The organism is Streptomyces sp. NPDC006798 (assembly GCF_040635975.1).
Classification (GTDB): Bacteria; Actinomycetota; Actinomycetes; order Streptomycetales; family Streptomycetaceae; genus Streptomyces.
In genome coordinates, this window is the sequence record NZ_JBEYIS010000038.1 from 35935 (window position 1) to 50921 (window position 14987).

The following is a 14987-nucleotide window of genomic DNA, read 5'->3' on the forward strand; positions in this document are numbered from 1 at the left end:
GCCCGCCTCACCCCTCCTCGGGCGCCGCCCCGGGACGGGCGTACACCCGCCCCTTCCACGCCGCGCCGCGCCCCCGGTAGTGCTGGACCGCCGAATCCACCGTCATCCCCAGATAGAGCAGCGCCGTCACCGGCAGTACCGGCGCCAGCAGCGGCGACACCCGGTAGTAGCGGAGCATCGGCAGATACGTCCCCACCATCACCGCCCAGGCCGCGCCACCCGCCCACACCGCCCCCGGATCACCGGCCGCCACTCCCGCCAGCAGCGCCACCGGCGGAACCACGTACACCAACAGCAGCCCCAGCACCGTCCCCAGCAGCAACAGGGGATGGTGGAGCAACTGGGCGTAGGCGCTCCGGGACACCATCCGCCACAGATCCGCCAGCCGCGGATACGGCCGTACGCTCACCACCCCCTCCGCCAGACCGAGCCAGATCCGGCCCCCCGACCGCCGGACCGCACGCGCCAGGGCGACATCGTCGATCACCGCATGCCGGATCGCGTCCGGCAGCCCGGCCCGCTCCACCGCCACCGCCGACACCAGGACACAGCCACCCGCCGCCGCGGCCGTCCGCGCCCCCGGCCGGTTCACCCACCGGAACGGATAGAGCTGACAGAAGAAGTAGACGAACGCGGGCACGATCAGGCGCTCCCAGCCGCCCGCCACCCGCAGCCGGGCCATCTGCGACACCAGATCGAGCCGATGGGCCCGGGCGGCGGCCACCAGCGACCGCAGCACATCCGGCGCGTGCGCGATATCCGCGTCCGTCAGCAGCAGATACTCCGGCCTCCCGCTCCCCTTTCCGTCCCCGCTTCCGTCGTCCACCGGGCCGCTCCGGGCCGGCGCCATCCCGGCCCGCAACGCCCACACCTTGCCCGCCCAGCCCGGCCCCGGTTCACCCGGACGGACCACCCGCAGCGGCAGCCCGCCGCACTCGTCGGCGAGGGCCCGCGCCAGCTCACCCGTACCGTCCGTACTGCCGTCGTCCACCAGCACCACCGAGGCCCGCCCCGGATAATCCTGCGCCAGCAGCGACGGCAGACTCAGCGGCAGCACCCCCGCCTCGTCCCGGGCCGGGACGACGACCGCCACATCCGGCCAGCGCCCGGGATTGGGCCGGGACGGCAGCCGCTGATCCGTCCGCCAGAAGAACCCCCGGGCCAGCAGCAGCCACCCCCAGGCGAGCAGGGACACGACGGCGATCGCGGCGAGGACGCTCATGCGCCGCAGTCTGCCCCACGGGACCGGCCGGGCACGCTCCGTCGACTATGGTGACCGGGTGAAGATCGCGCTCATGGACTCCGGGATCGGCCTCCTGCCCGCCGCCGCCGCCGTGCGCGGACTGCGGCCGGACGCCGAACTCGTCCTCTCCTCCGACCCCGACGGACTGCCCTGGGGACCCCGTCCCGTCGAGGACATCGCCCGCCGCGCGCTCGCCACCGCCCGCGCCGCCGTCGCCCACCGGCCCGACGCGCTGATCATCGCCTGCAACACCGCCTCCGTCCACGCCCTGCCCGTACTCCGGGCCGAGCTGGAGCCCGCGATCCCCGTCATCGGCACGGTCCCCGCGATCAAGCCCGCCGCCGCGGGCGGCGGCTCCGTCGCCATCTGGGCCACCCCCGCCACCACCGGCAGCCCCTACCAGCGGGGACTCATCCGCGAATTCGCGGCCGGGACCGCCGTCACCGAGGTCCCCTGCCCCGGCCTGGCCGATGTGATCCAGTGGGCCGACGGCCCCGGCATCACCCAGGCCGTCGCCGCCGCCGCGGCCCTGACCCCCGCCGATGTCACCGACATCGTCCTCGGCTGCACCCACTACGAACTCGTCGCCGACCGCATCCGGGCCGCCGTCGGCCGCCCCGTCACCCTCCACGGCTCCGCCGCCGCCGTCGCCGCCCAGGCCCTTCGCCGGATCGGAGCAACGCCCGAACCCGGTGCCGCGCCCGCCGGGAAACCCACCGTCGTCCTCAGCGGTACGGCCGTCGACACGCTGCCGCCCGAGGCGCTGGAGTACGCCGAGGCCCATCGGCTGCTCACCACCGTCCCCACCCGCTGACCTGCGGAACATCAACCTCCGGCGGCGTCACGCGCCGGTGTGGTCCTCGCCCCGGACCCCCTGCCACGCGGTCCGATGCCGGTTACCCTGCTTCGCATGAGGGACCACTTCCCCGAACCGCCCGAGCAGCCGGGCGCGGCGGCCGAACCCGTCCCCGCCGTATGGACGGGCCGGGCGACCAACCGTGTCCAGTGGCTGCTCGCCGTCGCGGGCGCCGCCTGTCTCGCCCTCGGGATCGAACTGGCCGTCGTCGCCGACTGGACCTCCGGTGTCGTCGCGCTCGTGATGTCCGTGGTCGGCTGTGTCGCGGCGGGCCTGCTGATGCTCTACGGCACCCTGGCCTTCGTCCATGTCGCCGTGACCGTCGACAGCGACGCCGTGGAGATCCGCTGCGGCCATATCGGACTGCCGCGCCGCCGGATCCCGCTCTCCACCGTCGTCCACGCCGAGGTCGTCCCCAGCGTCACACCCCGGCAATGGGGCGGCTGGGGCTACCGCTGGCGCCCCGAGAAGGGCACGGCGGTCGTCGTCCGCCGGGGCGAGGGCATCGTGGTCACCCTCGGTGACGGGCTCCGTTTCACCGTCACGGTCGACGACGCGGAGTCGGCGGTCCGCGCGATCCGCGACCGCTTGACGCCGCGCCCGCACCCGGTGTGACGGCCACTTCTGGAGCGCCCCAGGTGGGAGCGCCTCCCCGGCCCCGGCCCCCATGCCATCGGCGATGAGGCTCCAGCGTCTCGGTACTCCCGGTGAGGCCCACGCCCTTCGCCCAGCCGGGCAAGCTTGTCGGGCGACCACGCGCGGTCGGTGGTTGCCCGCGCGGTTCCGCCCCCTATGCCTTCGGCAATGGGGGGACCCCCTGCGCCACCTGGGTTGCCCTTCTCGCAGCCCTCGTAGAGAGGCGGGTAGCCCCTTCTCAGCGGCGGTGCTGGGGAGAGCATTCAGGGGCGCGGGGAACTGCGCGACAAGCCACGGGCGGTCCGCAGACCGCGGACAACATCAGGTCGCCGGGCGCGGCCCGGGTTCGGGGCGGTGCGCAGGAGTGCCGAGGCGCTACGGGAGGCGGGTCCGCGGGGGCATGGGCCCCGCGCGTCAGGCGACCCGCGCCGGCAAGGCGCGGGACGCGCGGGGCGACCCCGGCGGACGGGCCGTCGCCAGCCCCGCCAACAACCCCGCCCCCGCCGTCACCGGCGCGAAACTCAGCGCGTTGCCCAGCAGCGCCAGCACCGCGAGCGCCGTCAGCGCCGCCGCCGCGCTCAGCACCACCGGAGTCGGCCGCGGCGAGCGCCACAGGCCGTACAGCAGCCAGCCGTACGCCGCCGCCAGCAGCCCCGCCCCCACCAGCCCCTGCTCGGCGGTCTGCTGGAACAGCGCCGAATGCGGCTTGCCGTCGGAACCCGTCGTCTGCTGCGCCGTGGCGCTCAGATGCTCGAACCGCTGCGGCCCCACACCCCGTACCGGTTCCTCCTCCGCCAGGGCGACCGCGTCCCGCCAGAGCGCCACCCGGTTCTCCGTCAGCTGGGTCCGCGCGTACTCCGCCGGACCGTCCGGCAGGGCGTCCTCGGCCACCGCCCACGACACCGCCGCCACCGCCACCGTCACCAGGGCGAGCCCGGCCAGCGCCGCCGCCCGCCGCCGGTGCCCGGACACCGCGACCGCGCACAGCACCACCGCCGCCGACGCCGCGACCCCGGCCGCCGACCCCAGTCCCACCGCCGTACCCACCACACCCACCGCCAGTACCCGCAGTACGATCCGGGTCCCCGGCCGGCGCGCCGCCGACGCCGCACAGCAGGCCGCCCCCGCGCTCACCGCCAGCAGCGCCGCCGCCGCGCCCGTGTCGCCCGGTTCCACCGGGGACTGAGCGTTCACCCCCGGCACCCCCTCAGGCGAAAGCACCGCGAGACCCAGCAGAGCCAGGGACGCCGCCGTCGCCGATCCCACCGGGACCAGCGCGCCCGACATCCGGCCGCAGGCGTACCCCGCCGCGACGGCGACCACCGCGAGCAGTACCCCCTCCGGACCGGCCTGCCGGCCCGCCGCGCTCACCAGCGCCCAGCCGACGGCGGCACCCAGCACCGCCATCCCCACGCCGTCCGCCGTACTGGTGCGCTCCCCCCGCGCAGCCGTCATCATGCCGACCCCCCGAGCCGTACTCCGGCGGTCCCCGTCGTCCGCCGCGTTCACCGTAGTGGTCGCCCCGCCCCCGATCCAGCCCCGACCTGGCCGGGGGCCCGGGAAGGCCATACCCCCCTCCCGTAGACTCGCCGCTGTGACCGCCACCCTCGCCCCGACCGAACCGACCGCGCCCGACCCGGCGCCGCCGCACCCCCTGGCGCGGCTGCTCAGGCCCGGGGCCGCGCTGGTGGCCGGCGCCGCGCTCTATCTCAGTTTTCCGCCGCGCCCCCTGTGGTGGCTGGCGCTGCCCGCCTTCGCCCTCCTCGGCTGGGCACTGCGCGGCCGACGCGCCCGCGCCGGATTCGGCCTCGGCTACCTCGCCGGGCTCGCGTTCCTGCTGCCGCTGCTGATCTGGACCGGGGAAGACGTCGGCCCGGTGCCGTGGGTCGCCCTCGCCGCCGTGGAAGCCCTGTTCATCGGAGCCACCGGCGCCGGGATCGCCGTCGTCTCCCGGCTCCCCGCCTGGCCCGTCTGGGCCGCCGCCGTCTGGATCCTCGGCGAGGCAGCCCGCGCCCGGGTGCCCTTCGGCGGCTTCCCCTGGGGCAAGATCGCGTTCGGCCAGGCCGACGGCGTGTTCCTGCCGCTCGCCGCCCTCGGCGGCACGCCCGTCCTGGGCTTCGCGGTCGTCCTGTGCGGATTCGGGCTCTACGAGACCGGGCGCCGGATCCTCGCCCACCGGCGACGCGGCGGGCCTCTGCCGCGCGGCCCGCTCGCCGCGGCGCTGCTCGCCGTCCTCGTCCCGGCGACCGCCGCCGTCGCCGCCCGCCCGCTGATCGACACCGCCGCCGAAGACGGTACGGCCACCGTCGCCGCCGTCCAGGGCAACGTCCCCCGGCTCGGCCTCGACTTCAACGCCCAGCGGCGCGCCGTACTCGACAACCACGTACGCCGGACCGAACAACTCGCCGCCGATGTGAAGGCGGGCAGGGAACCCCAGCCGGACTTCGTCCTCTGGCCCGAGAACTCCTCCGACATCGACCCGTACGCCAACGAAGACGCCCGGATGGTCATCGACCGGGCCGTGAAGGCGATCGGCGTCCCCACCGTCGTCGGCGCCGTCATCACCCCCGAGACCGGGAAGCTGCGGAACACCCTCATCGAATGGGACCCCGAGCGGGGTCCCGTCAACACCTACGACAAGCGGCACGTCCAGCCGTTCGGCGAGTACATCCCGATGCGGTCCTTCGTCCGGCTCTTCAGCAAGGACGTGGACCGGGTCCGCCGCGACTTCGGCCCCGGCGACAAGGTCGGCGTCTTCGATCTCGCGGGCACCAAAGTCGGGCTGGTCACCTGCTTCGAGGCCGCCTTCGACGACATGGCCAGGGACACCGTCACCAACGGCGCGCAGCTCATCTCCGTACCGAGCAACAACGCCACCTTCGGCCGGAGCGAGATGACCTACCAGCAGCTCGCCATGGACCGGATCCGGGCCGTGGAACACAGCCGAACCGTCGTCGTTCCCGTCACCAGCGGCGTCAGCGCCGTGATCATGCCGGACGGCGAGGTCGTCGAGCGGACGAAGCTCTTCACGCCCGGCGCGCTGGTCGCCGAGGTGCCGCTGCGTTCGTCCCTGACCCCGGCGACGCGGGCGGGCGCATGGCCCGAACTGGCGCTGGCGCTGGCGGCGGCGGGCGGCCTCGGCTGGTCCCTGACGCGCGGCGCCCGGTCCCGTCGGGGCGCCTCCGGCTGAGGGGTTCCTGGTGCTGGAGCCCCTCCCGGGGAGGGGAGGGTGAGTGTCCGGGGTTGTTCGTCGACCGCGCGCTGTCGTGGGCCGTTCGCGCGGTTCCCCGCGTCCCCAAATGCTCTTCCGATCGCTGCCCCCCGGGAAATGCACCGCCCTTGGGGAGGGGCTGGCCTCTTTGCGAGGGCGTCGAGGAGGGCAACCCAGGTGGCGCTGGGGGTCCCCCCATGGCCGAAGGCATAGGGGGCGGAACTGCGCGAAGAACCACAGGCGGTCCGCAGACCGCCGACGACATCAGGGCGCCGGGCGCGGTCCGGGTCGGGGAGCTCACCCGGAGGGCCGAGGCGGCATATCGCGTGAAAACTCCTCCACGACCGGGCGCGGGCCGGGTCGTGGAGGAGGGGGTAACGGGGCGCGTCGTCGGCGTTGGCTACCCGGGGGCAATCAGCCCTCACCTCCCGCCGTCGCCCGGCCGCCGCCCCGCATCAGGACGCCGGTGAGGACTCCGCCGACCGCCGCGACGGCCGCCGCTCCGACGAACGCGGCGCTGAAGCCGTCGGTGAGGGCGGGCAGGTCGCCCAGCTTCCCGGCGCCCTGGGAGGTCGCGACCGCGGTGAGCGCGGCCAGTCCGAGGGCGGAGCCGACCTGGTAGGTGGTGTTGACGATGCCGGAGGCGAGTCCGGCCTCTTCCTGCTGGGCGCCGGAGATCGCGGCCATCATCGCCGGGATGTAGGCGAGCGACATGCCGACCGCCGCGACCAGCGACGCGGGTAGTACGTCCACCAGGAAGCTGCCGGTGGGTTCGATCGCGGAGAGCCACAGCAGCCCGGCCGCGAGGACCAGCAGTCCGCCGGAGATCAGCGGCTTGGCACCCCATCGGCCCAGCAGCCGTGCGGTGATCAGGGTCATGAAGACCATCAGGAGCGCCGTCATCGGGAGCAGCGCGGCGCCGCTGGCGAAGGCCCCGTAGCCGAGGACCTGCTGGAGGTAGAGGTTGAGGAAGTACCACATCGGGATCCACGCGGCGCCCAGGAGCGCCATCCCGAGGTTGGAGATGCCGAGGCCGGGGGTCCGCCAGATGCCGAGCGGCATCAGCGGGGTGCGGACCGACTTCTGGATGACCAGGAAGAGCCCGAGCAGGACGGCCGCGCCGATCAGCTGGAGGATCGTGGCGGTGGCGCCCCAGCCGATCTCGGGGGCCCGGACGACGGCGAAGACCGCGAGGGCCAGACCGGCGGTGACGGCGGCGGCGCCCAGGACGTCGACGGCTCCCCGGCGCGGCGCGGCGGCGGGCAGCAGCCCGGCGGCGGCGAGGGTGGCGAGGCCGATCGGGACGTAGATGATGAAGATCCACGGCCAGCTTGCCCACTCGGTGAAGACTCCGCCGAGGAAGACTCCGGCGGTGCCGCCGGCCGGTGCGGCGGCACCGTAGAGCGCCATCGCCTTGCCCAGCTCCTTCGGGCTGTGTCCGAAGAGCATCATCAGCAGCGTCATCGACGCGGGGGCTATCAGCGCGCCGCCGACGCCCTGTACGGCGCGGCCGACGACCTCCACCCAGGCGGTGGTCGCGGCGGCGGCCACCACCGATCCCGCGATCAGCACCACCCAGCCGCTGATGAAGACCCGGCGGGCTCCGAGCAGGTCGGAGAGGCGGCCGCCCAGGAGCAGCAGTCCGCCGAAGGCGATCACATAGGCGTTGAAGACCCACTGGAGGTCCTCGGGCGCGAACCCGAGATCGCGCTGCATCTCGGGGAGCGCCACACCGATGATCGAAGTGTCCATGATCACCATGAACTGCGCGGTGGCCAGCACCAGAAGTGCCCACCAGCGCCGTGGATTGACGGTTGGCATGCCCGTCCCCTCCTCTATGAGTTCCATACCCCTCGGGGGTATCCCCCTCGGGCGAGAAGGAATATACCCCTAGGGGGTATCGAATGCGCAAGTGGGGACGGAGATCTTTCTTCCGGGGCCGGGGGAGGGCGGCCGGGTCCGTCCCGGACGCCGCCGAGCAGGGGCGATGGAGGTGGGGGCCGGGCATGCGTACGCCCGGCGCGCCGTGTCGGTACGCCGGGCGGAGGTGAAGCGGGTGCGCGCGGGCGCGTCAGACCGCCGCGCGCCCCCGGCGGCCGGACGGTCCGGTCGCGGCTGCCTCGGTCCGGTGCCGGGCGTCGGCGACGAGCGCCGCGGTCACCAGGCGTACCCCGCGCGCCAGCCGGTCGAGCTGGTCCAGTTCGGCCGCGTACATCAGGATCGCGCTCTCCGCGATCCGCGGCGAGACGCCGAGCGTCGGCAGTTCGGCCCGGGAGGTCTGGAGTCCGGCGCGTACGGCCCTGATCTCGTGCTGGAGCTGGAGCTGGGCGTGCCGGGCGAGAACCACGGGGTGGCGGGTGAGTGTCGGATATGCCGCGTACCGCGCCGGGACCAGGGTCCGCAGCCAGCCGGTGGCGGTGCGCTCCCATTCGGGGGTGCCGGGCGCGGCGACCTGGAGCGGCCAGTCAGGGGAGGCCGGTGGGGTGGTCCGGGGCATCGTCGTCGCTCCAGCCGTGACGGGTCCGGGGCGGCGGGCGGCCGACCGGGAGGGTTCTGGCGGCCCCGGCCCAGGGGTCGGCCGAGGCCGCCGGGTGGGCTTCCGAGGGGACGGAGGCCCGTACGGGACATCGCGGTGCGGACGCGAGGAGGAGTGCGTCAGGGCGCGATGCCCGGTTCTTGCGCGGCGCGGGGTGCGCCGGAGGGGAGGGGGCCGGTGGCGCGGTGGTACGTCTGCATGGTCGCGGGCGGCCGGCCTTCCCGGGGCGTGACCGGTCACGGGATCCGATCGATCCGGTTGATCTCCGGGCCACCCCCTGAAGTAAATATATATACCGTCGAGTAAGCAAGGGTAAGAAAATTTTCATGCAGTCCGGTTGGTCGGGGAATGTCCAACAGGGTTGTTCCGACGGGACGTTGTGCGGGAACCGGCTTCGGGGCGCCCGTCCCCGGCCGCGACGAGTCGGTGCTCAGTCGTCCAGGAAGAAGTCGTGCTGCTCGGCCGCGTGTTCATAGCTTTCGAGCCGGGTCTGGGTGCGCTGCGGATCAGCGTCCGCCATCGCCTGGAGCAGGGCGGCCGACAGCACGCCCGGTGCCGCGTACGAGTCGAAGACCAGCCGGGACCCGGTGGCGGTCACCAGGGTCTCGTCCGCCTCGTCCGCGAGCGGTCCGAGCGGCAGATCGGTGATCAGGGCGACCTTCAGCCCGGCCGTACGGGCGGCCCGCATCGCGGCCAGGGTCTCGTTGGCGTGCCGGGGCATGGCGAAGGCCAGCACCCAGGTACCGCCCGCCTCCCGGGACTGGAGCAGGGCGTCGTAGGCCACGCTCCCGCCACGGGTGACCGTACGGACATCGGGGTGGATCCGGCGGGCCGCGTAGGCGAAGTACTCGGCGAGGGAGACCGAGATCCGCAGGCCGAGGACCGTGAGCGGAACGGAACGGGCCAGCTCGCGGCCGATGTCCAGGACGCGGTCGGTGTCGGCGAGCAGCCGCCGCAGGCTCTCCAGATTCTCGATCTCGGCGTCGACCGCCGCCTGGAGCTCATTGCGGCGGATCTCCTCACGGGTCTGCGTGATCCCCGCGATCGCGTTCAGGGCGATCGGCTGCAGCGCCTCGCGGAGGGCCGGATAGCCGCTGAACCCGACGGACCCGGCGAACCGGGTCACCGACGGCTGGCTCACCCCGACCCGGTCCGCGAGATCGGTGATCGAGAGGAACGCCGCCTCGGTGAGATGGTCCGTGATGTACCGGGCGATCCGCCGCTGGCCGGGCGAGAGCCGGTGTCCGCCGAAGAGCGCCAGGACGCGGTCCGCCGGGGCGGGTTCGTCGGCGGGCTCCCGCCCTCCCGGCGTGATCGCAGACGCCTGTGCGCGTGCCCGCTGATCTGATGGCACCGGTGTCACTCCTTCTCGTCCCGCTCCCGCTCAACATAGCCCAGTCCACGGGGCGCACCAGGGGTGCGACGGCGCACCATCTCGGATACCGGACGGTAGCCGCCGCCCTCGCGACGGACGCCGCGGCGGACCCCTCGAGGGGCCGGCCACCTGCGGGGCGCCGCGAGGATCCCAGGGGCGCGGGGAACCGCGCGAGCGGCCACGGACGGTCCGCGGTCGGAACTCCTCCGGAGGAAGCACCGCACACCCGGCCCGGAGGCCGCCTCCTCCCCGGGCCGTGCGGGAAACCGGGCCCGGGCCGCGGAGACCGCCCGCGGCCGGCCCGCACCCCGGCCGGACCACCCCCTGCCCGCGCGACGCGCGCCCCGCGCGCCCCGCGGGCATGCTGGCTGTGTGACCTCGCACGGCGCGACCGGGGACACCCCCCAGCGGCCCCCCGCCGCCCCCGGCACACCGACGGAGCTGGAGCTTCTGCTGGCCGAGGCCGCCGTGGGGGCCACGGAGGCGGTCGGCGGCTTCTCCGGTGGTGTCTACCTGCGGTCCGGTACGGAGGGGCTGCTGCGGCTCGCCGTGATGGCCGGGCTGCCCAGCCGGCTCTTCCGCCCGTGGTGGCGGGTGCATCTGAACCGGCCCTTCCCCGCCGCCCGGGTCTTCCGGTCGGGGCGTCCGGTGTATCTCGCGGACGCCGAGGAGGCCATGCGCCGTTTCCCGCAGCTGATGGTGAGCCTGCCGTTCCCGTTCAGCGGGTTCTACGCGCCGGTGGGCGACGGACCCGAGCGGTACGGGGTGCTCGCCGTCCTGCGTACGGCCACCCCGGGCCGGGCCGTGGTCGACGGCGACCGCCGCCGGATGCACGAGGCGGCCCGTCGGCTCGGCGCGGCGCTCGACGCTCTCCGGGACGGCGGCACGGACGTCGTATGGACCGCCGATCCGCTCTCCGCGCAGCTGCCGTCGCTCAGCGCCCCGCCCGTCCGGATCGGTCACTTCACCTGGGATCTCCGGACCGACGCCGTCACCGGGGACGCCCTGTTCTGCCGCATCCTGGGGCACGGCCCGGAGGACTTCCCGGGCACCCTGGCGGCCTTCACCGACCGGCTGACCCCGGAGGACGGCCTCGGGCTGCGCGCGATCGCCCGCAGGGCGTGGGAGGCGGACGGCGCCGAGGCCCGGCGGATCCGGCTGCGCGGGGTCGACGGCCGGGCACATCTCGTGGAACTCTCCGTCACACCGGTCCGCCCCGAGTCCCCGCCCGGTCACGGCGGCCCGGTGGCCTTCCCGGCCCCGTCCGGCCCGGCGGGCGGCGCCCCGACCCGGGCGCCGGGGCCGGGTGCGGGTCCCGCCGTACTCCACGGCTTCCTCGTCGACCTCGGCTCGGGGCAGGCCGTGACCGAGGCGAGCGACCGGCTGCCGCGCGGCATGCTCTCGCTCGACCGGCTCGGCCGGGTCACCTACGCCAACCACAGCGCCGAGACCCTGCTCGGGCGGGGCCGCCCCGAACTGGCGGGACGGGTGCTCTGGGAGGCCCTGCCCTGGCTCGCCGACCCCGCCTACGAGGACCACTTCCGGGCCGCCCTGATGGCCCGCGCGCCCGTCTCGTTCACGGCCCGCCGGGGCGACGACGGCTGGCTCCAGGTGACCCTGTACTCGGGCCACGACGGGGTCACCGTCACCCTCGACCCCGCGGAGCGGCCGATCGGCTCCCCGGCCGGGCCGCCGGGCGACCGTCCCGCCGGGCCGCTGGGCGCCCTGACCGGCCGGTCCACCGGCCTCTACCGGCCGGTGGCCCTCGCCATCGCCCTGACCGAGGCCGTCACCGCCCGCCAGGTCTCGGCCGTCGTCACCGACGAACTGCTGCCCGCGTTCGGCGGCCGCCAGCTGGCGATCTACCTGCTCCACGAGCGCCATCTCTTCCTGGCCTGGGAGACCGGCTTCCCGCAGGGCTTCCTCGACCGGTTCGACGGCGTCGGCCTGGACGCCAGACTGCCCGGGGTCGAGACCCTGACCACCGGCCGCCCCATTTTCTTCGAGTCCATGGAGCATCTGGCCGCCGCCTATCCCGGGATCCCCCTCGACGCCCATGTCGGCGCCCGGGCCTTCCTCCCGCTGATCGCCTCGGGGCGGCCGGTCGGATCCTGCATCCTCGGCTTCGACCAGCCGCGCGACTTCTCCGCCGAGGAGCGTGCCGTCCTCACGGCCCTCGCCGGGCTGATCGCCCAGGCCCTGGAGCGGGCCCGCCGGTACGACACCGAGGCGGCCCTGGCCCGGGGGCTGCAGGACGCCCTGCTGCCGCACCGGCTCCCGGTCCTCGACCACGTCGACACCGTCGGCCGCTATCTCCCGGGCACCCAGAGCATGGACGTCGGCGGTGACTGGTACGACGTGGTGGAGACCGGCGACCGGATCGCCCTGGTCATCGGGGACGTCCAGGGACACGGTGTCGCCGCGGCGGCCACCATGGGCCAGCTCCGCAGCGCCCTGCGGGCCTTCGCCCTCGGCGGCCACGACCCCGCCGAGGTGATGAGCGGCACCAACCGGCTGCTGATCGACCTCGACCCGGGCCAGTTCGCCAGCTGCGTCTATCTGCTCCTCGACCCGGCGACCGGCCGGGCCCAGGCCGTACGGGCCGGACATCCGCAGCCGCTGCTGCGTCACCCGGACGGGCGAACCGAAGTCCTCGATCTGGCGGGCGGTGTCGTCCTGGGGGTCGACCCGGCCGCCTCGTACCCCGTCACCGAACTGACGCTGGAACCCGGCGCGCTGCTCGCCCTCTACACGGACGGCCTGGTCGAACAGGCGGGCGCCGATATCGACACCGGAATCGAGCGGCTGCGCGCCGCCCTCGCCGACCACGGCGACGACCCCCTGGCCGAGGTCGCCAACCGGCTGATCAGGGAGGCGCGCCAGGCGGAGGACCGCCCGGACGACATCGCGCTGCTGCTGGCGACCCGGTGGGAGTGACGGCGGCGCCGGGCCGCGCGGCCCGGCGCCCCGGTGGGTCAGCGGGTCAGCGTGATCGCCCTCTCCGCGGTCCGTACGCCGACCGGGAACGGCAGCCCCTTCGACAGCTCCATCAGCACGGCCTCGCCCCGGGCCGCGCCGCGCTCGAACGAACCCGACGCGGGGCTGCCCGTGGCCTTCCAGGCGCGGAGCCGGCCGTCGCAGACCGCGAGGATGCCGTCCAAGTCGGCCCGCCGGTCGCCCTGGACCACCTCGCCGTCGAGGAGGACGGGCCCGGAGCCGGGCGCGCAGTAGTACGTACCGGTGAGCGTCACCGAGCCGTCGGCGGCGAGCCCGGCGGTGGCGGCGACGGTGAGAGGCGCGGGGGCGAACTGGGCCCGGGCGGTACCGGGCAGCAGAACGGCCGTCAGGGCGGCCGTGAGGGCGAGCGTCGGGAGAACCGCGGCGCGGCGAGGGTTGATCATGCCCGGACAACGAGCCCGGACCGGGCCGGTATCGACGGGCCACACCGCCGGGCGAATCGTTTGATCATGATCCCGGCGCGCGGGATCGGCCGAACGGCGGTCCCGTTCGGCTACCCCCGGGACCCGGTGGATCCGGCCATCGGCGACCGTCCGTAACCGATCGCCCCCGGGGCGCGCCGGCCGCCGTCCCGCCGACCCCGGACCCCGGGGCCGCGCCGGGTGCCGGAGCGGCGGAGCGGAGGCTCACTCCGGGTCAAGTCGCCAATTGGCCAAACGCCGCCGGGAACGGACGGAGATAAAGACGGCGATCCCCTCCTTCGGGTGAGTTTGCTCGGTAAACTCTGGGGAATCCTCTGTGGCGCATGGTAAAGGGGCTGGTGGCGTGCGGTGGTGGCATATGCCGGAACCGGCCACCGTCACCGACCTCTTCGGGGTGAAGAACGCATCCGTTACCCGGACGAGTGTTTTCTCCGCCACTTGTTGATGAGTAGGGTGTGGTCCCGCCGCCGGTGATCCACGGGGAACCGGCCGCATTCCGACGGCCGTGACCGGGCCCGTCACCGGAATGCGCGCCGGAGGCGGTGGCGTCAGGGGCGACGGGGGAGGGGAACGTGCCTGCCGGGTCTTTCGGGGGACAGTACGTCTGGCATCCGGCGGCCGACGACCGTCGGCTGGCCCGCGCCTGTATCGACGTCAAGGCGGGCCGCTACCTCGGCGCCGAACGCGCCCTGCGCGAGACCCGGGCCGACTTCGGGACCCGGGCCCACCGCTCCCTGGTCCTGGCCTCCGAGGCGGCCGACTCCGACCTCGCCGAACGGTGGCTCGCCGAGGAACCGGGCCCCGAGTCCGCCCTGTTGTGGGCCCGGGTCGCCATGCTCAGGGCGCTGCGCGCCGACGACGCCGGAGCCCGGCACGCCGGAACCCTGCTCGGCATCGCCGAGGGTGCCTGCGAACGGGCCGCCCGGCTCAACCCCCGCGACCCCACCCCCTGGGTGGTCCATCTGGCGCTCGCCCGGATCCGCCGCCCCCGCGACCCGGCGCCCACCGGACTTCTCACCGCGCCTCCCGGCCCCTGGCCGCTGCTCGCCCGCGTACTGCGGCTCGACCCCTGGAACCGCGAGGCGCACCATCGCTTTCTGGCCTTCTTCTTCGCCCGCTACGGCGGCACCGCCAGCGCCCGCTGGGACGTCGCCGCCTTCCTCAGCAACCGGGCCCCCGTCAGCTCCGCGCTGCGGCTGCTGCCGCTGGTCGCCCTGGCCGAGGAGTACGACCCCTCGTCGCTGCTCGCCCACCGGGCCTGGCGCCGGCCGCAGTGGGTGGCCACCGCCCTCCACGGCCACCGCCACTGGCTGCCCGAGGTGCCCCGCTACCGCTTCACCCCCGTCCTCGACCTCTCCTATCTCGCCCACGCCCTCTACATGAGCCGCCAGGAGACGGAGGCGCGGGATGTGCTGACGGCGATGGGACCGTACGCCGCGCGGATGCCGTGGAGCGCCTTCGGCGAACCCAGCGACCAGCTCACCAGGGCCCGGCGGACCCTGGGCCTGCCGGTACCCGCCGGATGAGCGGACCGTACGCCCGAGGACGCCCTGCCCTGTTGACGGAGCCGGAGCCGGAACGCGCCGGGCGCACGGTCCGGACCGGCGACGCCCGCCGCCCGGGCCGGGACCGGTGTCCGTACGGCTCGGCCGGCGGCCCGGGGCCGTACCGCCGGCACGGCCGACGGCCC

Annotated in this window: 11 protein-coding genes; 5 read left to right on the forward strand and 6 right to left on the reverse strand. The window is 74.7% G+C overall.

Going from position 1 to position 14987, the window contains the following annotated elements; all coding sequences use genetic code 11:
- Positions 1–7: 7 nt before the first annotated feature.
- Complete coding sequence (locus ABZ714_RS24010) at positions 8–1222, reverse strand: glycosyltransferase (RefSeq protein ID WP_358827364.1); 1215 nt, start codon at positions 1220–1222, stop codon at positions 8–10.
- Between ABZ714_RS24010 and ABZ714_RS24015 the strand changes: the two genes are divergently transcribed.
- Together ABZ714_RS24015 and ABZ714_RS24020 are read left to right on the forward strand one after the other, a co-directional pair.
- Entirely contained in the window at positions 1221–2057 is an 837-nt protein-coding gene (locus ABZ714_RS24015; RefSeq protein ID WP_358827365.1) for an aspartate/glutamate racemase family protein, read from the forward strand. The genes ABZ714_RS24010 and ABZ714_RS24015 overlap by 2 nt on opposite strands.
- A 96-nt stretch (positions 2058–2153) precedes the next feature.
- Positions 2154–2714 (forward strand): hypothetical protein, encoded by a 561-nt coding sequence (locus ABZ714_RS24020; protein WP_358827366.1) that lies wholly within the window; start codon positions 2154–2156, stop codon positions 2712–2714.
- A 435-nt stretch (positions 2715–3149) separates the two neighbouring features.
- Here the strand turns inward: ABZ714_RS24020 and ABZ714_RS24025 are convergent, their stop codons facing one another.
- Positions 3150–4193, reverse strand: a complete 1044-nt coding sequence (locus ABZ714_RS24025; protein WP_358827367.1) for an O-antigen ligase family protein — start codon at positions 4191–4193, stop codon at positions 3150–3152.
- Positions 4194–4389: 196 nt separating this feature from the next.
- Here ABZ714_RS24025 and lnt point away from each other — a divergent pair, with 196 nt between their 5' ends.
- Complete coding sequence (gene lnt, locus ABZ714_RS24030; RefSeq protein ID WP_358827401.1) at positions 4390–5925, forward strand: apolipoprotein N-acyltransferase; 1536 nt, start codon at positions 4390–4392, stop codon at positions 5923–5925.
- Between the two features lie 435 nt (positions 5926–6360).
- Here the strand turns inward: lnt and ABZ714_RS24035 are convergent, their stop codons facing one another.
- The 3 genes from ABZ714_RS24035 to ABZ714_RS24045 all read right to left on the reverse strand — a co-directional run bounded on the left by ABZ714_RS24035 (position 6361) and on the right by ABZ714_RS24045 (position 9836).
- A complete protein-coding gene (locus ABZ714_RS24035; RefSeq protein WP_358827368.1) occupies positions 6361–7767 on the reverse strand; it encodes an MFS transporter in 1407 nt (468 codons plus the stop codon).
- Between the two features lie 250 nt (positions 7768–8017).
- Positions 8018–8443 (reverse strand): hypothetical protein, encoded by a 426-nt coding sequence (locus ABZ714_RS24040; RefSeq protein ID WP_358827369.1) that lies wholly within the window; start codon positions 8441–8443, stop codon positions 8018–8020.
- 469 nt (positions 8444–8912) lie between these two features.
- Positions 8913–9836, reverse strand: coding sequence for a MurR/RpiR family transcriptional regulator (locus ABZ714_RS24045; protein WP_358827370.1), 924 nt, complete (start codon positions 9834–9836; stop codon positions 8913–8915).
- A 393-nt stretch (positions 9837–10229) separates the two neighbouring features.
- On the opposite strand from ABZ714_RS24045, the gene ABZ714_RS24050 reads away from it, so the two are divergent.
- Positions 10230–12794, forward strand: a complete 2565-nt coding sequence (locus ABZ714_RS24050; RefSeq protein WP_358827371.1) for a SpoIIE family protein phosphatase — start codon at positions 10230–10232, stop codon at positions 12792–12794.
- A 38-nt stretch (positions 12795–12832) separates the two neighbouring features.
- On the opposite strand, the gene ABZ714_RS24055 is transcribed toward ABZ714_RS24050, so the two are convergent.
- Positions 12833–13258, reverse strand: coding sequence for a DUF6299 family protein (locus tag ABZ714_RS24055; protein WP_358827372.1), 426 nt, complete (start codon positions 13256–13258; stop codon positions 12833–12835).
- Positions 13259–13869: 611 nt separating this feature from the next.
- Here ABZ714_RS24055 and ABZ714_RS24060 point away from each other — a divergent pair.
- A complete protein-coding gene (locus ABZ714_RS24060) occupies positions 13870–14823 on the forward strand; it encodes a hypothetical protein (protein ID WP_358827373.1) in 954 nt (317 codons plus the stop codon).
- Positions 14824–14987 lie beyond the last annotated feature (164 nt).

What these genes read in the sequence shown, in the direction of transcription:
- ABZ714_RS24015 (WP_358827365.1), top strand. Translation starts at nt 1,221, where the DNA reads ATGCGCCGCAGTCTGCCCCACGGGACCGGCCGGGCACGCTCCGTCGAC.
- ABZ714_RS24010 (WP_358827364.1), bottom strand. Translation starts at nt 1,222, where the DNA reads ATGAGCGTCCTCGCCGCGATCGCCGTCGTGTCCCTGCTCGCCTGGGGG.
- ABZ714_RS24020 (WP_358827366.1), top strand. Translation starts at nt 2,154, where the DNA reads ATGAGGGACCACTTCCCCGAACCGCCCGAGCAGCCGGGCGCGGCGGCC.
- ABZ714_RS24025 (WP_358827367.1), bottom strand. Translation starts at nt 4,193, where the DNA reads ATGATGACGGCTGCGCGGGGGGAGCGCACCAGTACGGCGGACGGCGTG.
- ABZ714_RS24035 (WP_358827368.1), bottom strand. Translation starts at nt 7,767, where the DNA reads ATGCCAACCGTCAATCCACGGCGCTGGTGGGCACTTCTGGTGCTGGCC.
- ABZ714_RS24040 (WP_358827369.1), bottom strand. Translation starts at nt 8,443, where the DNA reads ATGCCCCGGACCACCCCACCGGCCTCCCCTGACTGGCCGCTCCAGGTC.
- ABZ714_RS24055 (WP_358827372.1), bottom strand. Translation starts at nt 13,258, where the DNA reads ATGATCAACCCTCGCCGCGCCGCGGTTCTCCCGACGCTCGCCCTCACG.